The sequence below is a fragment of the Megasphaera sueciensis genome (assembly GCF_050219315.1).
Lineage (GTDB): Bacteria > Bacillota > Negativicutes > Veillonellales > Megasphaeraceae > Megasphaera_A > Megasphaera_A sueciensis.
This window is the reverse complement of the sequence record NZ_CP116939.1, coordinates 1109969-1127886: the sequence shown is the minus strand read 5'-3', so window position 1 is coordinate 1127886 and position 17918 is coordinate 1109969. Positions and strand designations below refer to the sequence as shown.

The following is a 17918-nucleotide window of genomic DNA, read 5'->3' as shown; positions in this document are numbered from 1 at the left end:
GAATGCAAATTATTTGCAATTAAGATCAAGGAGGTACATAGTAATGAGAAAATGGATCGTACTGGTTATCAGTGCACTATTGGCAGTCGGGCTGCTGACGGCTTGCAGTACCGATAAAATACCGGAAGAAACGTCTTCTTCCAAAGTGAAGGTGGCGGTCACGTTTGATGCGATGCGGGAATTTGTACATGCCGTAGGCAAAGACAAAGTCGAAATCGTCACTATGATTCCCGATGGAACCGAACCGCATGGGTTTGAACCTACGATACAAACAGTAAAACAATTGGGGACGGCCCGCTTGTTTGTATACAATGGTCTGGGAATGGAACCTTGGGTAGAAAAAGCGGTGCAAAGCGCCGGAAATAAGAACTTGATCATAGTGGAGGCATCTAAGGGAATTAGACCGATCTCATTGACCGATACAGAGGAAATACAAGAACACGGCCAATATGATCCCCATTCCTGGCTGAGCCTCGAAAATGCGCAGATCGAAGTGAAAAATATTGCCGATGCACTGGCAGAAGCGGATCCTGACAATGCGGATTTCTACCAAACGAATGCAACGGACTATACGGCACAGCTGCAGCAGCTGGAGGAGGAATATGCTCGTAAATTCCAAGCCCTGCCAAACAAGCAATTTGTCACGGGGCACGCCGCGTTTGCCTATTTGTGCCGTGATATGGGACTGCAGCAAAACAGTGTTGAATCCGTATTTGCCGATGGAGAACCGAGTACGCAGCAACTGGTCCGTTTGACGGAATATTGCCGTCAGCACCATGTAAAAACTATTTTTGTCGAAGACATGGTCAGCCCGAAAACCTCACAAACCCTGGCTGACGAAGTAGGCGCCTCGGTCAAGCAGATACACACGATGGAAGCCAGTGAAGGCGGTGCCTCCTATCTCGACCGGATGAAAGAAAACTTGGATGAAATTTACAGCAGCCTGCAATAACCCCTGTCAGGGAGATGACTGTTGGGATACATCCGACTTGTAGGTGCTGCCCAGGCTCTCTTGACGGGAGAAAACAGCGTACCTTTTTCAAGGAATAGGAGGACGCACCAAAAGACGACCATGCAGAAGCGGAAAGGTTTCTGCGTGGTCGTCTTTTTTACGGACGCGCGCTAGGTTGCCGAATAAGCAGATTTTTTGTCCTATTATTTTTTGATACCCTCATTACGGATCGCGCGTGCGGCACAGATTCGCAAGATCGTTACTTTTTCCGGAGGAATATGAACGTCTGTTTTGGGAATTACCGTAGTACACAGTTCTTCGTCCGAAGCGGTTACAATATGCTGCGGTTTCAGCAGGTCTTCTATATCCTTCAGTCCGTAGAAATCTTCGCCCCGGCTCCAGTCATGCCGGCTGTTGTACGGACAGGCATCCTGACAAGCGTCACAGCCGCATATCCAAGATCCGAGGTCTTTTTCCTCGAGCGTATCGGGAACTATGCCGCCGCCGAATGTCGTTAGGAACGATACGCAGGTAAGAGGATTCATCGTATACGGTTCAGACAAGGATTTTGTGGGACATGCCTGACGGCAAAGGGTACATTGTTCGGCACACGGTTTGATAGTGGGTGTATGAATATATTCACCTTCCTGGTCGATCAGATAGCCTTCCAGCATATAGTACGAGCCTTTTTCCCCATAAAAGAAATTATTTTTTCGAAAAATTCCCAGACCGGCTGCGACGGCTGCATGACGTAAAGGCATAATGCGGGCCGGAGCACCCTTTTCTCCGCCTTCAAAATGGATATGCTGTTCCTGCAGCCATGTCTCGAATTGCAATTTTTTCTGATGTGCCGGACTTTCCGGAACGGTATCCGGGGACAACATAAATGCTTTGGCGTATTTTCCCTGCAGGGACTTGAGATAGGTGTATTTTCCTAACCAGATGGTACAGATAACAACCGACTTGGCCCAAGGATGCAACTCCCGAAGCCGGGTAAAGGCGTTATAAAAACCATATACCTTTTTGCTTTCCGGGATTTTTTCCATTCGTTCCTCTATACGCATTTTGTACCCCGTCATCGCTTCGATAGGAATGATACCACACCCATCATAGCCACACGCTAATGCCGTCTGATGGATTTTTTCTGAAAGAATTTGATTCAACATAGGATCGCCCCTTTTCCTATTTACCAATTGCTGTCGTCAGCAGTTTAAAAATATCTTGCAGGTCTTGCCGCATTTTTTCAAATTGCTGGCAGTCTCCGCTGATTCGGAACAGCAGGAGCCGGCCTTCATACATGGTAAAGAGTATATCTGCAACTTTTACCGCTGTTTCTTCCGATATGCCGGAGTTCATGATGACCGCGGTAAATACGTTTTTCAATCGTTTCAGTGCTGCTGCATAGTGTTGGGCGATTTCTGGTTCCGCCATAGCCAGTTCTATTCCTACAACAGCAAACGGGCAGCCGTAATGAGAGCCGTCCCGTGCAGCGTCGATCATATAATCATATATTTTTTTGATAAAGACATCCCACGCCGTGTTGTTAGCGAATTCCTGTAATGTGGCGGTGACGGTTTGTTCATAATAAGTAATACAGGCAGCTGCGATATCTTTCTTGCTTTTAAAATAGAAGTAAAAGGAGCCTTTAGGTAAGGCCGCTTCCTTTAATATTTCGCTTATCCCTGTCGCATGGTATCCGCTGCGCCAAAATAATTTTGCGGCACAGACGATCAAATGGTTTTTCGACTGTTCTCCTTTTTTCACGGGCCTCTATCCCTCCTGGTTATTTGTTGATTTTTTCATTATAGACCTATCGGTCTGTTTTGTAAATAGACCAATAGGTCTATTTTTATATTTTCGCTATATACCGGGAGAGAGGCAGATTTTTTCTTCGTATATATCGTATTTTTTCAAATAAAAATAGGACTGTCGTTGAACAGCCCCGTTTTTATACACCGGATAGTATCGTTTATCTGGCCATGCTGAAAATAAATTCATAGAGCAATACGCCGAAGGAGCCGCCCAGGATAGGAGCTATCATAGGTACTAAGGCGTAGTCTGCCCAGTGGGCACAGCCTTTGCCGTGGATCGGCATTACCGTGTAGGCAAGGCGAGGGCCCCAGTCACGAGCGGGGTTGATGGCATATCCCGTAAGACCACCGAGTGATTGACCGACGGCAACGATGATGCCGAAGATGTACAGATTTCCCATGCCGACGGCAAGTCCCATTCCTTGAGTCGGGTGCAGTCCGGCGGCGTTGGAGATACCCATGATCGAGAACAGCAGTACAAAGGTACCGACAAATTCGGTTAAGGAGTTCAGCGGAATATTGCGGACTGCCGGCTGCGTGCAGAAAATGCCTAATTTGGCATTGGGATCGCCTTCGGTTGCATTGAATTGATCACGGAAGAGGATTGAAACGAGTGCGGCGCCGCAAAAGGCTCCGGAGAATTGGGCAATCAGGTATCCGGGAACCATGCTCCAGGGGAAGAGGCCGCCGACGGCAAGACCTATAGTTACGGCAGGGTTAAAATGGCCGCCGGAAAACGGTCCGAAAATGTATACCGGGATCATAACGGCCAGGCCCCAGGCACAGGTTATCATGCAAAGACCGCCGCCTTTAAAGTTTGATTTGTTCAGCGTAACGTTGGCGACAACGCCGTTGCCGAGAAGAATTAGAATAAATGTACCTACAAATTCACATATGTACAAAAACATTTGAATACCTCCTTTAAATTAACTGCCTTATTATTTATAGGGTGCTGCCTGCTTTGCTTCTGCTATTTCCTTTGCATATTTTTCATCCCAGGGAAGTTTGTCATTTTCTTCTTTCAGGTACTCAAGCAGTTCCGGAATTCCTTCCCCGGTGATGGAATCTACATAAAAAATCTTTTTGCATCCCGTGAGCTCAAGCCATAGAGAAACCTGCGGCAGGTTGGCATAGGTATCGTGGATATGCGTGACAATGCCGATTACTTCGCGTGTGGCAAGAGAGACGATATTCGGACTATAGAGGGTATAGGCTTCTGCCGCGTTTACCAATAGACCGACGATATCCGCTTCATGTGAATAGACGATAAGGGCCCGGCCCAGTGCTGTATTTTCACAGTATTCGCCGGGGGTGTCAATGACTACATCTTCGTGTGTTATGTATTGGGTTTTATGATAGGTAATTCGGGAACCTTTTAGTGCTTGCGTTAATGTAGTCTTGCCGGCTCCGGTACGTCCTACCAGCATGATTTTTTTCATTCGGAACCTCCTTTCTTATTGACGGGAAGATTTTTTTTATGCTTTGGTGATGGGACAAACTTCGAAGCAGAGAACATGGGAAGCATACTCCAGTACTTTTTCCCAGGCAATGGTGACATCGGAAATAGAGCCGGTCACGACCAGGGTTCCGCTGAAACGGTCTACAAATCCCAGGGTAATTGCAGCGGATTTCAGTGCTATATCGGCGGTGATGATAGCGGTTTCATAGGGAGTCTGGCATAAGATGCCGATCGCTGCATTATGGTAATCGATGTTTGGGTCTAATCCCAGCTTGCGGTATAATATAGGATCGGGACTGGCAATGACATGAGCCAGTGTGATTTGTTTTCCCGGGACGCTTTCCATGATGATGCGAGAGGTTTTTTGCATGATATCTGACGTTGTAGTAAACTCCATGTGGGGTAAACTCCTTTCTTGTTGCTATGAGTGATGGTAATAGCTCCTATGTATTTATTGTAATGTCTTTTAAAAAACGCAACAAGGACGATGATTATTGTCTTTGTTGCGTTTTACTATAAAATAGGTTAATTTATAACACATTTTTATCTACTTGCGTCACAAGATTATGCTATAATTTGTTATCTTTTTATCAATAAATAAGATATATCCTTTGCTTCTTTGAGGAAAAGACAAAAACGGCAGTGTTTCATACCGGTGCTGCAGGCGTTAGCCCGTCGTTCTTATAGAGGAGCATTTGTTTTGGCTTGCAGGAAATGGACTGGCGGCACCGAATTATTTTTAGTATAAGGAAGCGTGGCCGTCCTTCGCCGGAACAGGAACCGGATAGATCGGCCGGATACAAGCGGTGCGCTGTCGAGTCCGCTTGCAGAAGCGGAGTGGTAGGGAGGAGGCAATAGGGTATGCGTATGTGGAAACGGATTCAATGGGGATTGATGATCAGCATTTTCGGAATCGTGATGTGGGTGGCGGCACCGACAACGGCGGTTGCCGAGGGGATGGCGTATCGGGAGCTTCCCGTAGGCGTGACTGTCCGCATCGATGATAGGAATACGACGACGGTCGGAGTCGCTATAACGCCGGGAGAGTGTCTGCGGGTAGAACTGTTGGCTGCCGGCGGAACGGGGTATGACTGGGTTATCGATAATACGGCATTGCAGCTGCTGGAGGTAAAATATCACACGGAGGCACCGGTGCTGCATGCGAACGGATTTACAGGAGGACCGGTGCGGACCGTATTTATTTTACAGGCTAAAGAAGGGGTACGCGGGAAGGAAACGGTGGTGTTTTCTTTGCGGCGGCCTTGGGAACCTGCCGGAATGGCAGCAAGACATGTATATTGTGATGTCCGTGTCCGAAACGGAGCGTCTATATCCGCTGCCGCTATGTGATCGTGTTGACGGAATGTTTCCCGGACGATAAGCTATCCGTGTAGATGATATAAAAAAGAGATGATAGTCTTTGCAAACTGCGAGGGTGGAAACCTTTACATAAGAGTCCAAGATAATGGTGAAATGATCGGGAGAGATGAAACGAAGATTCACTCGATCCCTATATAACAGCAAATACATCGGACGAATTGGATTATGATACGTCCGACGGTTGTAATCAGTTACTCAACATTGCAGCATCTGATTATGTAGAAACTATTTTAGACAACAAAGATTCTTCATTTCATAGTCACTTGCTTTGCAAGGTATATAATTCATTAAACAGAACACCCCGCTATTGCGATGCGTAGAGCAATAAATCCTCAGGCAACGTAATAACGGGGTGCTTTTTACCGAACAGTCCAGAAGACTTTTACTCAAGATAGTTGGTATCATATGTAAAATTTTTCGGATGATTAACATTAGATAGGGCAAGTTGATTTATATCTTTCCAGCGACGAATATCATATTGCACTTAAACCTATCAATGTGTTGCTATGTAGTTGCTACACGACATGAGTATTACATCAAAATGCTTTTGTCTGTAGAGGGGAAATCTTGATGCCTTTCTTTTCATGACTTCTCTTTGCAGCCGAGACCGCTTAACGTGTAGGGAGTGCTGAGATAATAAAATTATTTTAAAGAAAGATCTTCCTGAGACTTGTTATAGACATCGAATCTATTGTTTATGTCAATCTGGTTAACCATCCAACCACGAACCATGCAAAGTTTGATGAAATCATCTATTCGATTTTCACCAGACATTTCTTTTAGCGTAACAACAACGCCAAATGGTAATCCCCTACCATTTCTGGTACGTAGTCTTTCTTTTACCTTGATACTAAGGCCCCATGCACCTACACCATATACTTTTCGGGGTTTTGAGCGGTCTGTAATGACATCACTAATGAGCTTTATATTGTCCCATTTGCGATATAGTTTTCGCGCTTCCTCTTCAAGGAGTGGATTAAAACCCATATCACCTTGCTTGTTTGCATTTATCGATTTGATTGTTGCCCTGCCATTATCTTCTTTCACGCGTCCAAAGTGAACATCTATTTCTGTACTGGTATAATCAACGCCTTGGTTTCTAGAGCACTTAGGAAAATAACAAAGGGTTGCTCTAGCGAAAAACGGTTGTTTGTTGTTATAAATCGGAATAGGAATATTGTAGGTATATGTTTCGTAAGAATCACATGATCCGGTCATGATAAATCTGATTTCATCACTTGGAGTTTGGAGGATATTTTCAATTCGTTGTGGGACAACACCATACCCAACAGAATGAGATACCGTGTCCATGTCCATTCTATTCCATCCAGCAGCCGCATCGATAAGCAAAGCTTTTGCAACCTCTCTGGTAAAGCCCATAGTATAAATCAAGTATGCCATTTTTCGTGAAATCCATGGTGCTGAAAATGAAGTTCCCATGACGAATCCCTCACCACACGGAGTGCAAACTTTCATTGGCTGCCCTATATCTCCGCCATAATAACTAATATCTGGCTTATGGAAGAAAGAAAGGACAGGGCCGACTCTATGATAGGATACGGGTTTATTATTCAAATCTACTGCATTAACCACAACAGCGTTCAAAGAATCCGCAGGAGCACCAATTGGCATTTCTTCAGATGACGCTTCTCTTTTATTAGTGCCCGCAATAATAAAAATAATATCGTAATCACTTTGGATTTTATCGAGCTCCGCAGCTTCGGGAGATATAAAGTTTCTATTAATTGGCATATCAGAACCAAGTGATAAATTCCATACCTTGATATCTTGGTTTTTAGCAACAATATGGCGAATTGCTTTCAAAATACTGAATGAACTAAAACGCCCTGCTTTTGCGGCACCAAAGTGTTTGACTTTGAACCTACCACAACCATCATCTAATTCAGGATTAATAGTTGGTCCATCAACAATAATAGACGTTACCTCTGTTCCATGATTATAGTCTCGAGGTTCGATTTCAATACCTTCATCTATCATGGAAACGTAAGTAACCCATTCTCCGAAATACACTTTTTTATCGAACGGTGTATCAATGACGCCAACTGTTGGTTCTTGCCGGGGCGCTGGAATATTTACGATCTTTGTATTACTACCAAGTGCTTCTTCTGGGGTTACTTCCCTTAAATCGCGAACTTTCATTGCAATTAAATAGGGAGCATTTTCTTTCAATAGCTTAATTTCATCCGGTTCTAAACGGATGGTAGTATCATCAATAACTTTTGCATTGATCATGTCAATTCCCAATTTGCTAAGCAGATCTTTAGTCGAAACATTTGTTTTGTAAATGGTTATGATTGAGCGATCTTCCACGCCTTCGGCATCCTGATCCACATCGAACCTTTGGACGTAATAAGCATCTTTAATCACCTTTAAAAAATTGGTCTTCGCAAGTTTTGTATTTCTATAGGTTTTTCGCTTGTTGTTGAGTGCTTCGATATCTTTTTGGGTTATTTTCCCGGCATATTCATTTTTAACGACGGTAATACAGACATCCAATCGAATGATAGACTCTTGCAAGACATCTAGCATCACATAATGCGTAAAGACATGTTTTATCGGTTTTTCGCCATCAAATTTTGATCCTCTTATGGAATCGTTTGGATTCGAAGAACCTTTACATAATAGGCCCTGGATTCTGTTGCTTTTTGCAACAACGTGTTTATAATGTACACTCACAAGAGCGCCTTTTATCAATGTATTTTCCTGCCAAAACCGCAGTATTCGTTGCAGTTGATTTTTTAAATCCTCCAGATGGGTTGATTCAACAAAACCATTTTTAGGCAAATTCGGCGGACCCATTTTGCCTGGGTTGCTTTGCTGTTGAAATTGGCCTTTTAATTGCAATATATTATTCATTTAATTCTCCTTTAAGTCTCTGGATACTTGACTTTTTGAAACACCTGTAAGAACTTGTATTTCTCTTACTGTAAATCCCTGTTTCTGAAGCTTTTTTAGATCCGAAGTTTGCTCTCCGCTTACGGTATAATACAGACGTTTTAGATAGTCAAATTCATCGTTAGGATTACTAAATGCAATTGCTGTACGAATCATATTTTTTAAATCTCCTGGGTACGGAACAGGATCTAGTAGACTGATTATTTTTCTAAAAAGTCGAACATTTCTACCAACACATTTAAACTTGTTTAAAAAGGTATTCATTAGAATTTCGGCGATTTCCAATAGATCTTCTTTGCGATATCGGTTAAAATCTATTACTGAATCGAAACGCCTTATTAAGGCTTTATCAAAATGTTCAAATAGGTTTGTTGTTGCAATTAAAACAATGCGATCATCTAATCGATCCAGCCCCTTCAAAATGGTAGAAGTGGCTCTGCCCATTTCTCGTAAATCGTTAGAATTAGTACGATCCATTGCAATTGAATCGATTTCATCAAACATGATAAGTACTTTTTCCGGGTGGGCAAAGCTGTTAATCTCCTTAAAAAGCGAATCAATGTTTTTTTGCGTTTGGCCAAGTTTGCTATCAATTACAGTGGAAAAATTTACGGAATACAATTCTCGTCCCAAAATACGAGAAACTTGTTTTGCTGTTTCAGTTTTTCCTGTTCCGGGCGCACCTTGGAATAGAAATTTGTTAATTCCCAAATTACGTCCTACTGCATTTACCAGGCCAATTATATCTTCTTCCATTGACTCAGGTAATGGAAGTGGTTCATTACTAATACTTAATTTTTCAAAAAAGCCCGAGGGACTTTCGCTTATTTGAGGAATGAACGTATTTGCGTTTGACAATAAAGCCATAATATATTCAGCTAACTGGGAATCACCGGCAGAATCAAAGTCTTTAGCAATTTCATAGGCTTCACTTCTAAAACCGGCATCATTTTCTTCCGCATAGTATTTTATTAAGTTAATTATGTTCTTCTTTTTCATATAGAGGCCCCCTAGCAAAGTCTTTAATCATAGTATATCAGATTTGGGACAAAAGTAAACATATTGGGACATATTTTATTATTTATTTAATCCGTTTCACAAAGCTGACTCATGTATTTTGTCGTTTGGAATTAATTAAAGCGTATGGAACGGGTATGATTATCCAAAAAATAAGCAAGAGACACGTTGGGATACTGGCGAATGACCGGACGTCCTATAGTAACACGTGCCATCACAAACGAAAAGCTCGTATTGACGGGATAATATGACTTTCCGAGTCAATACGAGCGATTATGCAAACAGCACGAAGGCAGTTGAAACACTGTATATCGAACGATACGTACGGTGTTGTGAGAGACCGGTCACGCAACTAATGGGTGACCTCCTACGCGATTTTAAAAAATATTTTGTGTCGGTAAAAAATGTGATCAGGCAAGCCGTGCCGGCAGGAGTATGGAAAAGGTGGTTCCTTTCCCCGGGGTGCTGGCTGCCGAGATGGTGCCGCCGTGGCTCATGACAAATTGCCGGGCCAGTGCCAACCCGATGCCGGAGCCGCCGCTTTTACGGTTCCGTGATTTTTCGCCGCGGTAAAAATATTGAAAGATATAGGGGATATCCTCCGGGGCGATGCCGGGGCCCGTATCGGTGATCCGTATGCTGATATAGGGAACTTTTTTCTTTTCGATCCGGTCCGTGACAATAAAAATACTGCTTTTTTCCGGAATATAGCGGATCGCATTGCTGATAATATTATAGAGTACCTGATTGATCCGGTCTTTGTCGATATAGGCGGTACAGCCGTTTTTCAGCAGATTCAGCTGCACGGAGAGATTTTTTTCATCGATCAGGGGCTGCAGCATATTGACGGCACGGGATAGCATGGCATTGATGTCCGTATCTTCTTTGTGCAGTTCCAATTCGTTGATTTCCGCCAAGGATAAATCACGCAGGTCTTGTACCAGACGATTGACCCGCAGGACTTCCTCCTCCATAGACAGGAGCATGGTTTTGTTGACCGGTATCACATCGTCGATCATGCCTTCCAGGTTCCCTTGTATAATAGCCAAAGGCGTCCGGAGTTCGTGAGCGATATTGGTAAAAAGGTGATGCCGCATCTGGTCGTTTTGGTGCAGCTGCAGGGACATGGCGTTGATCGTATCGGCCAGCATGCCGACTTCATCCTGCCTCGTAATAGCCACAGTTTTTCCGTAGGTGCCTTCTTTCAGCGTTTGGGCGGCTTCATTGAGCGTGCATAAGGGTTTTGTAATGCTGCGGGCCGTCAAATAGCTGATGAACAGGCTGATCGTCAAGATGGCGGCGCCTACCCAGATGAGAGAGTGATGGACGGAGGCCATAAAGTGCTGTTCCGGCGTTCCGTGTGCCGAGTAGGGCAGCGTCAATGTCGTGCCGTTATACTGCAGATATTCGGAAAAATGCTGATCCATTTGCAGGTTGACAAGGAACAGCAGGATTCCGATCGTCGAAATAAGTAGGATAAACGACATTCCTGTCAAACGATAGACAATGCTGTTATATTTACGCATGGCTGCCTCCGGAAAATTTGTATCCGATGCCGTATACCGTTAGAATATATTCAGGGTGGGCGGGATCCCGTTCCAGTTTTTTCCGCAGATTGCGGATATGGGTGTCGATGGTTCGCTCATAGCCTTCGAAACTGTAACCGCCTTGGGCTTTTTCCATGAGCTGCAGCCGACTGTATACCCGGTCCGGGGAAGACGAGAGCACTTCCAGCATGTTGAATTCCGTCGGTGTGAGCAGGATGGGTTCCGTACCGCGGTATACGGTATATTTTTCTTTGTCGATGTGCAGGTCGCCGATGACGTATTGCGTCGTCGCTTGCACGATTTCGCCGCGGACGCGGCGCAGACGCGCATATACCAGGGCTACGAGTTCTTTGATGTTGAACGGTTTTGTCAGGTAGTCATCGGCACCGATATGCAAGCCTACGAGCCGATCGGTTTCATCATCTTTGGCGGTCAAGAACAAAATAGGAAGATCGTTGATCTGCCGGACACGGCGGCAGACTTCGAAGCCGTCCATGTCCGGCATCATCAGATCAAGGATCAGTATCTGCGGTTCGTAGCGTCGCAGCAGGTCTAAGGCACTGCGGCCGTCAAAGGCTGTATATACGACAAATTGTTCCCGTTCGAAATAGGTGCGCAGTACTTGGACCAATTTGACATCATCGTCTACGATTAAAATTGAATTTTGCAGCATCGCAATTCCTCCTGTCTCTTTTCCTTACTATACACTGTTCGGGCCAGGTACTTCAAGCGGTACCGTACATTTTATTTTTCGGTACCGCAGAACCGGGGACAGGGTGGTTTGCTGTTCCCGGTTCTGCTATGCTGCTAGGGGCGGTTCGTTTCATGGTTCATCTGGGAATGGTCCATCTGCATATAGGCTGCCGGCAAGGGTTCCTGCCAGCCGCCAAGAGTGGGATTTACCATGCCGAAGATCATGGCAATATGGCTGACGACGAGAAACGCGATCAACAGTACGGCATGTATTTTAAGACGGGTATGCTCGCTGCGGCCGGAGCCGAGGAGACCCCATTCCATGAGGGTAATGGAAAATAAAGGAATAACACCCAGCATGTATGCGTATACCGCGACTTGATCGATCCATCCGCGCCAAGTCAGAGACGGAACGATAATAATGGCTAAATAAAGGAATACGAAAAGGAAGTATACTCCTAATATCATACCGATATATTTATTCCACAGACGCCAGTACTTGTTTTTGCTTTCTCCCCAATACAGTGTAAAAAATTCGGTTGCTACAAGGGCCTCAGCCATTCCGACGGGGATGACCATAAACAAGATCAAGTTCCAAGGCTGATTCATCGCCAATAATTCCATATAATGTGTCATTATCATATATATACACTCCTTTTTTTTGATATATCCTTAGTATATAAAGGGTATATACAGAAGATATGAAGAACATGTGAAGGAATTGTTAAGATGTATACTTTTTTTCTGCTGCTATTCATTTTGCAATGCAGGGGAAGCAGGAGTTTGTTAACGTGTGCCGAATATTTTAAATAAGGATTTATCTGCTGTCACGGTTGTGGGTGTGATGATGGATTGTATCCGGAAAGAGACATCGTCCTTTTTTTGTGCTGCATAACAAGGAAGATGCCCATTGTTATTTTTATGAATCGCAAGAGCAGGATAACGACTTTTACATACAGGGAGTATGGATATCGGATATGCGGCTGATCCATAGGGAGTGGGATGAATAACCTGATTACAACAACTATTTACGTGCATATAAGGAACTCATTTACATGTTTTTACACCAGATACTAAATAAAAAAGGGCAAGGTATAACTGAATATGGCATCATTCTGCTATTTGTCGCACTCTTGGGAGTCAGCGAATATTACTCGGGAAATATAGGCCAAAACATCAGCTCGTTGTACAGTGCGGCCTCTACCCGTTTACATTCTATTGTGAACGGACCGAAAACGGACTATGATACGGGAATCACCTTCACGGATTCACAGGGCAATGTATGGCATCAGACCTCATTGATCTATCAGACGATGGACGGTGCCGATGATCCGACCAAGGACTATCGGGTATACTGGTTCATAAACGACGGCGGCAAGGGCAATAAAGAATATAAAGTGGGAATGAGCGCACGGGGCGGCGGCAACAGCTTGCAGGCATATCTGGGAGGAACTTCGTATTTTGAAGATACGGACGGCAAGTATTATAAATTAGTGGAAAACGGCGGAAGCAATACGACGATAGAACAAGTATCCGGCACGAGCATAGATACACATAAAATGAGAAATGTATTGCCCGCCGATATTCCGAACCTGTGATCGGCGGGATAAAGCAGCCCGAAGTGCCGTTGTTCCTGAAAGAGAAACGGATATTCTGCTTATTTTTCAGGAACGGTGACGGAAAGACTGTCGTTATATAGATTTTTATCATATGAGACATTGATTTGGGATGTATGGGAGAGACGATGTATGATGAATAGGGTATTGCGTTTTGGTATGGGTGTGTGTTTGGCGGCGCTGCCGGCAGTGGGAATGGCGGCGGCTCCGGTTGTGACGGCAAATGTTTCGGCGGACAGTGTGTATTATTCGTATGTAGACAAGTTAAGCGGCATGGGATATATTACCTCCCTGCCGAATGGTGCCAGACCGTACAGCCGCATGGAAATGGCCAAGTGGGTGCAGGAGGCGGAAAAAACGGCGAAGAAAAAGCCGATGCCCGGCTATTTGCAGGATGTGCTGCAAGCTATGGAGACGGAGTTTGCTCCCGAACTGGCGACGCTGCAGGGACATCGTACCTATGACGGGGTACGGCTGTATTCCGTGACGGCGGCGCTGGCTTATCAAGGCGGCGATGCGTCTTCGTACCGCTATCCTTCCGGAGTCCACGGCAGTTGGCAGCCGTTTGGGACAAATCGCAACGGATACCAGTACGGGGCGGATGGCAATGCGATTGCTTCCTTTGAAGCCTCCGGCATGATCGGGCATGAAACGGCAGTCTATATCCGCCCGCGGGTGAGCTACGACAAGAATAATCATCTCAGCATGAGTTTGGAGGAAGGATATATCAAAACGCGCAGCGGTATCTGGGCATTTGAAGCCGGCCGTCAGGCTATGCGATGGGGACAGGGAGCCACGGGCACGCTGGCTCTCAGCAATACGATGAGTCCTTTGACGACTTTGCAGGCCCATTTTATGGAACCGCAGCAGGTCGGTGGGTTTTTCCGTTTTCTCGGACAGGCCGACGTTCATCTGTTTTACGGAAAACTGGAGAGCGACCGATCGGATCGGGCGGCAGCGTACGGCCGGACGGAGTATGATGATGCCGGACTGCTCGGTATGCGTGTCGATATTACGCCGACTTCGTATGTTACGGTGGGGTTGGAACGGATATCCATGCTCGGCGGCAACGGCAACGGCTTGAATGCCTCCGACTGGGGACATTGGATATACGGACGCAACGATGATAATCGGAAGGACCGGTGGGATGATATTGCCGGGGTGGATTTCCGGCTGCGTTTTCCCGGCGTGCAGTTGTACGGAGAGTTGTACGGAGAGGATCAGGCCGGATATCTGCCTTCGGATATTGCATATCGGGCAGGCGTCTACCTGCCGCAGCTTACTAAGGATGGAAGCTGGGATATGACGGCTGAAATCGTAAATACAAATAACAGCTGGTATGTCCACAGTAAGTTCCAGAACGGCTGGACGTACCGCGGCGATATCATAGGCGATGCCATGGGAACCAATGCCCGCAAATATTATGTAGGTCTTACGCGGCATTTTCGCCGGGAAGGGACTATCGGCGTCTATGTCATGCGGACGGATATGGACCGGGGAACGGCCCAGCATCCCACGGTCGACGAAATCGGCCTTACGGGACAGCGGAAACTGCGTGACAATGTCTATCTGAACGGCACGATCGGAGCGGCACGGGTAGAACATGCTAACTATACGAGCAGCACCGATCATGATACCTTTGCTCTAGCCAGTGTGAAATGGCTGTATTAATGGTACTGTCAGACAAAAACGGGGCACGGAGAATGGTGGTGTCCGCCATTGGGCATATGCACAAAACGGAAGGGTAATTTTATTGCTGTTACACAATTGTTTCGTGCGCATGATGATGTTATACTTAATAAAAATAAAAAATAGCACATAACGACGGCGTTATCTTTACATAGATGCCGTCGTTTTTTGTTTGCGGGAGGGAGGATATACGCAGTATGACACCGTGGGAATGTGTTTTTGGGGGCAGGTAGCAAGAAAACAGTATCGAGGGGAGATAGGATATGATGAAAGACATACTGGAAGAGTATAAATTTGAAATATACTACATCGTATTTATTTATTTCAGCTTAATATTGTTGACGATCATGTCATTGCAATATGGCGAGTGATTTTTTAAGAGCCGTTTGTTTTTTTACTGTGTTTTGTGCATATGCTGAAGCCGGAACGCGGTGCTATCTGCCGGCCGGGGGCCGACGCAGGAGCCGTGCGTTGTGCAACTATACAAAATATAGCGGAAATATTGTATGATTTACTGATGGAATTTATACGGGTAAGTGGATATACTATACTATGTAAATCAAACAGAGGCATACACACAAGGACGTGTTTTTATATAGACTGCCTTTGTGTTTTTTTATTTATTGACTATTTATACTAATAAAATTAAAAATAATTGATATTGCACGTAATAATTTTATTTGGTATACTATCTTCAAGCAAAGAAGCTTGGAATAGCTCCTTTGTTTTTTTTATTACTTTAATCTGTACAGGACAATGGTGTTCTTCTGCCTCTTTAGGGAAGGTAGAGCGAACGCTTTTTTTGTTGCAGAAGGTCTTGGAGGAGCTTATATATATAAGGAGGAGTCAAGATGGGATTGCTGGCATCGCAAGTTATTAACGGGTTAACGAATACATCTATTCTGTTTTTGGTGGCCGTCGGGCTGGTCGTCATTTTTGGATTGCTGGATGTCGTCAATATGGCCCATGGGGAATTTATCATGTTCGGTGCTTATAGTGCCGTGGTATGTGTCAATACGCTGCATTTGCCTTTTGCCGCGGCAGTATTGATCGCGGCATTGTTTACGGCTCTTGTCGGATCGGTCGTAGAACGATTCATCATTCAGCGGCTGTACGGCAAGGTGGCGGAAACATTGCTGGGGACATTTGCCTTAAGTTATATTTTCCAACAGCTTGTCCGTACTATTTTCGGACCGGAGGATCAGTTGATGGCGCTTCCCCTTGATACGACCTTACATTTCGGGTCTATTGTCGTGCCGGTTTATAATGTAGTACTGATCGTTGTTTCTATCCTCGTTTTGGCCGGGACGCTGCTGTTGCTGATCAAAACAAAATTCGGGATGCAGCTCCGGGCCAATGTCCAGAATCGTACGATGGTGCAATGTCTGGGCGTTAATTCTGCCCGCATTGATAATCTGACCTTCAGTTACGGCTGCGCGCTGGCCGGGTTGGCCGGAGCGCTGATCGCACCGGTCAAGAGCGTTACGCCGGACATGGGAGTTACCTATGTTGTCGATAGCTTCATGGTCGTCGTACTGGGCGGTCTGAATTCTATTTTCGGCAGTTTTATGGGCTCCTTTGTGGTCAGCGAATCGTCTACGGTCATGGCTGGATACATGAGTGAAATCACGGCGAAGCTTTTGATTTTTATCGTAATCATCGGGGTTATCCGGTTCAGGCCGCAAGGCTTGTTCTTCAACAAGGATAAGCGCTAGGAGGGAGAGGACGACATGAAAAACATAAAATCGATGTTGGAAAATATGACGATTGATAAATATATTGCGTTGTTTATTTTTATCGGACTGTTGATATTGCCGCTGCTTTCCTCGCGGTACAGCGTGCAGATATTCGGTAAGTATATTACCTATACTATACTGGCGCTGGGGCTGGATATTCTATGGGGCAGTACGGGACTTATGAATCTGGGTTTTGCTATTTTCTTCGGGTTGGGTAGTTACATTTTCGGGATTTCCATGGCGATACAAAAGGGATTGCCGGCGTTTATGTCTTTCGGCGGATTGACGGAGCTTCCTTGGTTATATGTACCGCTTCAAAGTCCCGCCGTTGCCGCTCTCCTTTGCGTCGTGATTCCCGGACTGGTCGCGCTGATTCTCGGGTATTTTGTATTTACGAGCAAAATAAAAGGTGTTTTTTACAGTATTATTACCCTGGCTTTTGTAGCACTTTTTGAACTGTTTATTACGGATCAGCAGATTTATACGGGCGGCGCCAGCGGTGTCAACGGTATCCCGACAGGCCTTATGACGCTGCGCCTGTTCGGCAGCAAGATCTCGATCTTTGATTGGTATTATATTGCCTTCGCTTCTCTGGTGGTCATTTATATGTTCTGCCTATGGCTCAATCACAGCCGGTTTGGCAAAATCATCCATTCTATCCGCGATAATGAGATGCGGGTACAGTTTTTAGGGTATAATCCGGCGGTTTTTAAGATCGCTATCTTCACTATTTCAGCGGCCATCGCAGGCTTTGCAGGACTCTTGTACGTTCCGATGTCCTCCTTTGTGTCGATCGAAAATTCAGGAGTTGCTTTTTCTACGATGATCATCATCTGGCTGGCCGTAGGCGGCAGGGGGAACCTGACGGGAGCTATGGCCGGTGCCTTATTGGTCAGTTTTCTGCAAAATATTTTATCCGGATATTTCGGCGGCATGTGGCAGGTCGTCCTGGGTGTCGGCTTGATTCTTATCGTCATGGTCCTGCCCAAAGGACTGATAGGCAGCTTGATCGATTGGCAGTATATGCGGCGCATTCACGGCAGGCAGCATGCAAAATCCGGGACAGATCCGGTTCCTCCTGCGCAGAAAGTAGAGGTGTAGG

The 17918-nt window shown here is 45.3% G+C and carries 16 protein-coding genes; 6 read left to right on the top strand and 10 right to left on the bottom strand.

The features are described 5' to 3' along the window. The first annotated feature begins 43 nt into the window (after positions 1-43). Positions 44-952: a metal ABC transporter solute-binding protein, Zn/Mn family gene (locus NXG62_RS05370; protein WP_427113931.1), complete on the top strand. Its 909-nt coding sequence runs from the start codon at positions 44-46 to the stop codon at positions 950-952. 203 nt (positions 953-1155) lie between these two features. Here NXG62_RS05370 and NXG62_RS05365 read toward each other — a convergent pair whose 3' ends face one another. The 5 genes from NXG62_RS05365 to NXG62_RS05345 form a co-directional block, all read right to left on the bottom strand. Continuing rightward, complete coding sequence (locus tag NXG62_RS05365; protein ID WP_427113930.1) at positions 1156-2118, bottom strand: epoxyqueuosine reductase; 963 nt, start codon at positions 2116-2118, stop codon at positions 1156-1158. Positions 2119-2134: 16 nt separating this feature from the next. After that, entirely contained in the window at positions 2135-2716 is a 582-nt protein-coding gene (locus NXG62_RS05360; RefSeq protein WP_427113929.1) for a TetR/AcrR family transcriptional regulator, read from the bottom strand. 205 nt (positions 2717-2921) lie between these two features. Then, positions 2922-3671 (bottom strand): MIP/aquaporin family protein, encoded by a 750-nt coding sequence (locus NXG62_RS05355; protein ID WP_427113928.1) that lies wholly within the window; start codon positions 3669-3671, stop codon positions 2922-2924. Positions 3672-3701: 30 nt separating this feature from the next. Beyond that, entirely contained in the window at positions 3702-4202 is a 501-nt protein-coding gene (locus tag NXG62_RS05350; RefSeq protein ID WP_427113927.1) for a EutP/PduV family microcompartment system protein, read from the bottom strand. A gap of 36 nt (positions 4203-4238) precedes the next feature. Further along, a complete protein-coding gene (locus tag NXG62_RS05345) occupies positions 4239-4619 on the bottom strand; it encodes a BMC domain-containing protein (protein WP_427113926.1) in 381 nt (126 codons plus the stop codon). A gap of 464 nt (positions 4620-5083) precedes the next feature. On the opposite strand from NXG62_RS05345, the gene NXG62_RS05340 reads away from it, so the two are divergent. Next, positions 5084-5572 carry a protease inhibitor I42 family protein gene (locus NXG62_RS05340; protein ID WP_427113925.1) on the top strand — a complete coding sequence of 163 codons (489 nt, stop codon included), beginning with the start codon at positions 5084-5086 and terminating at the stop codon, positions 5570-5572. Between the two features lie 672 nt (positions 5573-6244). On the opposite strand, the gene NXG62_RS05335 is transcribed toward NXG62_RS05340, so the two are convergent. The 5 genes from NXG62_RS05335 to NXG62_RS05315 all read right to left on the bottom strand — a co-directional run bounded on the left by NXG62_RS05335 (position 6245) and on the right by NXG62_RS05315 (position 12417). Continuing rightward, entirely contained in the window at positions 6245-8479 is a 2235-nt protein-coding gene (locus NXG62_RS05335) for a S8 family serine peptidase (RefSeq protein ID WP_322351660.1), read from the bottom strand. Continuing rightward, positions 8480-9517, bottom strand: coding sequence for an ATP-binding protein (locus NXG62_RS05330; RefSeq protein WP_427113924.1), 1038 nt, complete (start codon positions 9515-9517; stop codon positions 8480-8482). A gap of 428 nt (positions 9518-9945) precedes the next feature. Beyond that, complete coding sequence (locus NXG62_RS05325) at positions 9946-11061, bottom strand: sensor histidine kinase (protein ID WP_427113923.1); 1116 nt, start codon at positions 11059-11061, stop codon at positions 9946-9948. Further along, complete coding sequence (locus tag NXG62_RS05320) at positions 11054-11755, bottom strand: response regulator transcription factor (protein WP_427113922.1); 702 nt, start codon at positions 11753-11755, stop codon at positions 11054-11056. Before NXG62_RS05320 ends, NXG62_RS05325 begins: the two co-directional genes overlap by 8 nt. 134 nt (positions 11756-11889) lie before the next feature. Continuing rightward, positions 11890-12417, bottom strand: coding sequence for a DUF6803 family protein (locus tag NXG62_RS05315; protein ID WP_427113921.1), 528 nt, complete (start codon positions 12415-12417; stop codon positions 11890-11892). 413 nt (positions 12418-12830) lie between these two features. On the opposite strand from NXG62_RS05315, the gene NXG62_RS05310 reads away from it, so the two are divergent. The 4 genes from NXG62_RS05310 to NXG62_RS05295 all read left to right on the top strand — a co-directional run bounded on the left by NXG62_RS05310 (position 12831) and on the right by NXG62_RS05295 (position 17917). Beyond that, on the top strand, positions 12831-13373 hold the full coding sequence (locus tag NXG62_RS05310) for a hypothetical protein (RefSeq protein ID WP_427113919.1): 543 nt from the start codon (positions 12831-12833) through the stop codon (positions 13371-13373). A 150-nt stretch (positions 13374-13523) separates the two neighbouring features. Beyond that, positions 13524-15062 carry a capsule assembly Wzi family protein gene (locus NXG62_RS05305; RefSeq protein WP_427113918.1) on the top strand — a complete coding sequence of 513 codons (1539 nt, stop codon included), beginning with the start codon at positions 13524-13526 and terminating at the stop codon, positions 15060-15062. An 869-nt stretch (positions 15063-15931) separates the two neighbouring features. Continuing rightward, positions 15932-16795 (top strand): urea ABC transporter permease subunit UrtB, encoded by an 864-nt coding sequence (gene urtB / locus NXG62_RS05300; protein ID WP_427113917.1) that lies wholly within the window; start codon positions 15932-15934, stop codon positions 16793-16795. A 15-nt stretch (positions 16796-16810) separates the two neighbouring features. Next, entirely contained in the window at positions 16811-17917 is a 1107-nt protein-coding gene (locus tag NXG62_RS05295) for an ABC transporter permease subunit (protein WP_427113916.1), read from the top strand. Position 17918: the final 1 nt, after the last annotated feature.

Excerpts from the sequence above, each read along its gene's own strand:
- NXG62_RS05310 (WP_427113919.1), top strand. The coding sequence starts at position 12,831 with ATGTTTTTACACCAGATACTAAATAAAAAAGGGCAAGGTATAACTGAA.
- NXG62_RS05355 (WP_427113928.1), bottom strand. The coding sequence starts at position 3,671 with ATGTTTTTGTACATATGTGAATTTGTAGGTACATTTATTCTAATTCTT.
- NXG62_RS05335 (WP_322351660.1), bottom strand. The coding sequence starts at position 8,479 with ATGAATAATATATTGCAATTAAAAGGCCAATTTCAACAGCAAAGCAAC.
- NXG62_RS05345 (WP_427113926.1), bottom strand. The coding sequence starts at position 4,619 with ATGGAGTTTACTACAACGTCAGATATCATGCAAAAAACCTCTCGCATC.
- NXG62_RS05365 (WP_427113930.1), bottom strand. The coding sequence starts at position 2,118 with ATGTTGAATCAAATTCTTTCAGAAAAAATCCATCAGACGGCATTAGCG.
- NXG62_RS05320 (WP_427113922.1), bottom strand. The coding sequence starts at position 11,755 with ATGCTGCAAAATTCAATTTTAATCGTAGACGATGATGTCAAATTGGTC.
- NXG62_RS05330 (WP_427113924.1), bottom strand. The coding sequence starts at position 9,517 with ATGAAAAAGAAGAACATAATTAACTTAATAAAATACTATGCGGAAGAA.
- NXG62_RS05350 (WP_427113927.1), bottom strand. The coding sequence starts at position 4,202 with ATGAAAAAAATCATGCTGGTAGGACGTACCGGAGCCGGCAAGACTACA.
- NXG62_RS05295 (WP_427113916.1), top strand. The coding sequence starts at position 16,811 with ATGAAAAACATAAAATCGATGTTGGAAAATATGACGATTGATAAATAT.
- urtB (WP_427113917.1), top strand. The coding sequence starts at position 15,932 with ATGGGATTGCTGGCATCGCAAGTTATTAACGGGTTAACGAATACATCT.
- NXG62_RS05340 (WP_427113925.1), top strand. The coding sequence starts at position 5,084 with ATGCGTATGTGGAAACGGATTCAATGGGGATTGATGATCAGCATTTTC.
- NXG62_RS05325 (WP_427113923.1), bottom strand. The coding sequence starts at position 11,061 with ATGCGTAAATATAACAGCATTGTCTATCGTTTGACAGGAATGTCGTTT.
- NXG62_RS05305 (WP_427113918.1), top strand. The coding sequence starts at position 13,524 with ATGATGAATAGGGTATTGCGTTTTGGTATGGGTGTGTGTTTGGCGGCG.
- NXG62_RS05315 (WP_427113921.1), bottom strand. The coding sequence starts at position 12,417 with ATGATAATGACACATTATATGGAATTATTGGCGATGAATCAGCCTTGG.
- NXG62_RS05370 (WP_427113931.1), top strand. The coding sequence starts at position 44 with ATGAGAAAATGGATCGTACTGGTTATCAGTGCACTATTGGCAGTCGGG.